3 protein-coding genes are annotated in these 3,160 nt (G+C 63.6%); all 3 read right to left on the bottom strand.

Annotated elements, in window-relative coordinates:
• Nucleotides 1-1,369 (bottom strand): single-stranded-DNA-specific exonuclease RecJ (locus AC2VNK_RS01645; RefSeq protein WP_486882573.1); only part of this gene is annotated, 1,369 nt, incomplete at its 3' end.
• Nucleotides 1,370-2,335 carry a hypothetical protein gene (locus AC2VNK_RS01640; RefSeq protein ID WP_486882571.1) on the bottom strand — a complete coding sequence of 322 codons (966 nt, stop codon included), beginning with the start codon at nt 2,333-2,335 and terminating at the stop codon, nt 1,370-1,372.
• On the bottom strand, nt 2,335-3,160 hold an 826-nt coding region (thrC, locus tag AC2VNK_RS01635; protein WP_486882569.1), incomplete at its 5' end, for a threonine synthase. The genes AC2VNK_RS01640 and thrC, both read right to left, overlap by 1 nt.

Here is a 3,160-nt window from a genome sequence, read left to right as displayed (position 1 = left end):
CAAAGCGCTGCAGCCCATCGCGCTTCAAGGTCACCCCGCCAGCGCCCGCATGGCCACCCCAGGCGGTAAAATCATCGGGATAACGGCCGGCTATCTCGGCCAGGGCGTCCCGCACATGAAAACCATGCACGGTCCTGAGCGATGCCGTGATATGTTCCGCGTCATTTTTGGGCGAGAAATAAGCGACCGGCCTGCCGAAAGACTCCGCCAGTCTTGCGGCGCAAATACCGTGGACACCCGCATGGCCTTTCGGGTCGAATATCGTAATGGCCGCGGCGCCATCCCGAACCTGTTGTGCGGCCTGTGCGGTGCTTCTGTGCAACATATGCGACTGGACCGCTTTCCGTTCGGTGTTATGTTCCACGAAATGCTGCGCCAGTTCTTCCGCCACTGGGACGCTATCACTCATGAGCAAATCCACACTGCCCAGAGCGGAATCCAGACGCCCGCGGGCGTTGATAACCGGCGCAAAATGAAAAGCCAGGGTGGTAGCGGTAATGGGGCCTCGGCAGTTCGTGGCTATGTACAATGCCTGCCAGGCGGGCCGTCGCACTGGCGAGTTCATGATCGCCAAGCCGCGGGCGATAATCGCCTTGTTATTGGTCGATCGCGCCAGATCGACACAATCGGCCATGGTGCCCAGGGCGACGAGATCCAAAAGACCGCCGAGCTTTGGCGCGCTGGCGGGAAGGTCGCCGGCCTGAATCAGTCGCTGGCGAACCGCACAGCACAGCAGCCACGCCACATGCACACCAGCGATGTAAGGATCGGGAAACGCCGAATCCTCGCGCACCGGGTTGACACAAGCCATGGCCGCAGGGGGCGGCCCGGATGCAGGCACGCCGTGATGATCCGTGACGACGACGATAAAACCGTGATCCCGCAGCCGGGCGATCCGCGCATGATCGGTGCTCCCCTGATCCGCCGTAATGATCAAGGCGGGACGCGGCGCTTCCGCAATAATACGGTCCGTCAGCGTTTCGGTGACACCGTAGCCATCCCGCAGGCGATGGCCGATATAACTGTGAATCCGCTGTTCCGGAACGCCGAAATAGTCCCTGAACGCAAACTTCAGCACCGCGTGGGCCGAGGCGCCATCGGCATCGAAGTCGGAAATCAGGAGGACGGGCAGCCCTTGTTTTATGGCGGAGACAACGCATTCAGAAGCGATGTCGATATCGGGGAGCAAGTCGGGCGGGGTGAGGCCACTCAACTGAAGACTCAACAATGCCGGCAGCTTCGCCACCTCCGCATCACTCAGTCGCCCGGCAATGATCCGGGCTTGGAGCGGGGTGTATCCGAGGCTCAAAGCCGCGCGCAATATCGCCGCTGCCACAGGACGGTCGACAATACGAACGGCTTCAGACACCTACCAGGCCCCCGGCAGCGCATGGCCCGGCAGGGCGGGGCTGCGCCAGAAGCGCCAGCGATCCGCACGGCGAACCGTTAGGCGCTCTATACCACCGCTGGCGAGCACACCCGTCAAACACTCCAGACGCCCGCCGCTCCGCCACAAGGATTGCAGGGCCGGGACCAGCGCCGCGAAAGACTTTGCCGCATCGGGATAGAGCCAGGCCCCGGACCAGACCCAGAGCAGGTTATCGGGCAGCTTCGTCGCGGTCTGCAGCGCTTTGGGAGAGGACAGAGGCAGGCCGAGCCAGCGGGCCGCGGCCTGCAGGTAGTCCGCCTCCGCCGCCACCGTCTGCCACTTCGGAGTGGGCCGCACAGAAGGCAATCGCCCCTCCCCCCAGGCCCAGAACAGACACCAGGGTTCCTGACCGCTGGCATCGACATCCTGATTGACGGGATGCGCGGCGAGGAGCATCTGCAACTCATTGAGGAAGGCATTCCAGCGCCGGGCATCGGCACCAGTGGCTTGCAGCGCCAGCGGTTCGCGGCCCCAGACTTGTTCGGGATCGGGACAGTGCAGGTCGGGCGTGTCGGTGGCCAGCACATACCAGCGCCGGGCGCCGCGCCGCAGCACCCAGGGCGCATCCGCCATATGCGCCACCGCCGCCGCATAGAGCGCCGCTGCCGAGTCCTCATCCAGACCCGGCAGGGGCTGTAACACCGCCCGCCCCGCCTGTCCGCGAAACGCCACCGGCTCCAGGGCAATGACCCAGTGCCCTTCGGTCGCTATACCCTCAGACTCCGCCAGCAATGCCGCGGCGGGCAACAACCCCTCGAAACCCAGCAAACGCCCTGCCACCTCCAAAGAGGAATCAGCCGTTAACCGCTCCGCCCGCCCACGACCCCAGTAACGCAGCAACACCGCTCCCAGATCCTCCTCCGGCACGCCGCGCAACCCCGACAGCCAGAGGCAGAGATCGGCCATCAACGGTCCAGAATGGCGCGCTGCACGGCCTCCAGATTGGCATCAACCGTCAGCACTTCGCCGCCCTGTGCGATGGCGGTATCGGGATCTTTGAGGCCATGCCCGGTGAGGGTACAGACCACCGTCGCGCCCGCTTCAATTTTTCCGGCGCGAGCCGCAGCCACCACCCCCGCCACCGAAGTCGCCGAGGCCGGTTCGCAGAAAACGCCCTCGTGTTGCGCCAGCCAGCGCTGCGCCTCCAGAATCTCGGCATCGCTATGACCGCCAAACCAGCCGCCGCTTTCCGCCTGCACCTTGTGCGCCTGATCCCAGGACATGGGATGACCGATACGGATGGCCGTGGCGATGGTTTCGGGGTCTTTCACATAGTGGCCAACGATGAAGGGGGCACTGCCTGCCGCCTGAAAACCCAGCATCTTCGGTCGTTTGCCCGCCTTACCGTGACCATAGGTGCAGGCGCCATCGCAGAATTTGCAGGAAGCGGTCAGAGACTGGGATTTATCGGTCCGCTCATCAGTGGCTTCACAATAGCCCATCCAGTGGGCGGTGATATTGCCGGCATTACCCACGGGCAGGGCGTGATAATCGGGCGCCTCACCCAGCGCTTCGATAATCTCGAAGGCCGCCGTCTTCTGGCCCTGCAAGCGATAGGGATTAACCGAGTTCACCAAAGTGATGGGCGCGTGGGCAGCGACATCCTGGACGATCTGCATGCCCGCATCGAAGTTGCCGCGAATCTGCAACACCATGGCACCATGCATCATCGCCTGAGAGAGCTTGCCGAGAGCAATCTTGCCTTCCGGGATCACCACGAAAGCGCGCATC

The sequence above is a fragment of the Acidithiobacillus sp. TH-A35 genome (assembly GCF_057473505.1).
This window is presented reverse-complemented; position numbering and strand designations above follow the sequence as displayed.

What these genes read in the sequence shown, in the direction of transcription:
- AC2VNK_RS01640 (WP_486882571.1), bottom strand. Translation starts at nt 2,335, where the DNA reads ATGGCCGATCTCTGCCTCTGGCTGTCGGGGTTGCGCGGCGTGCCGGAG.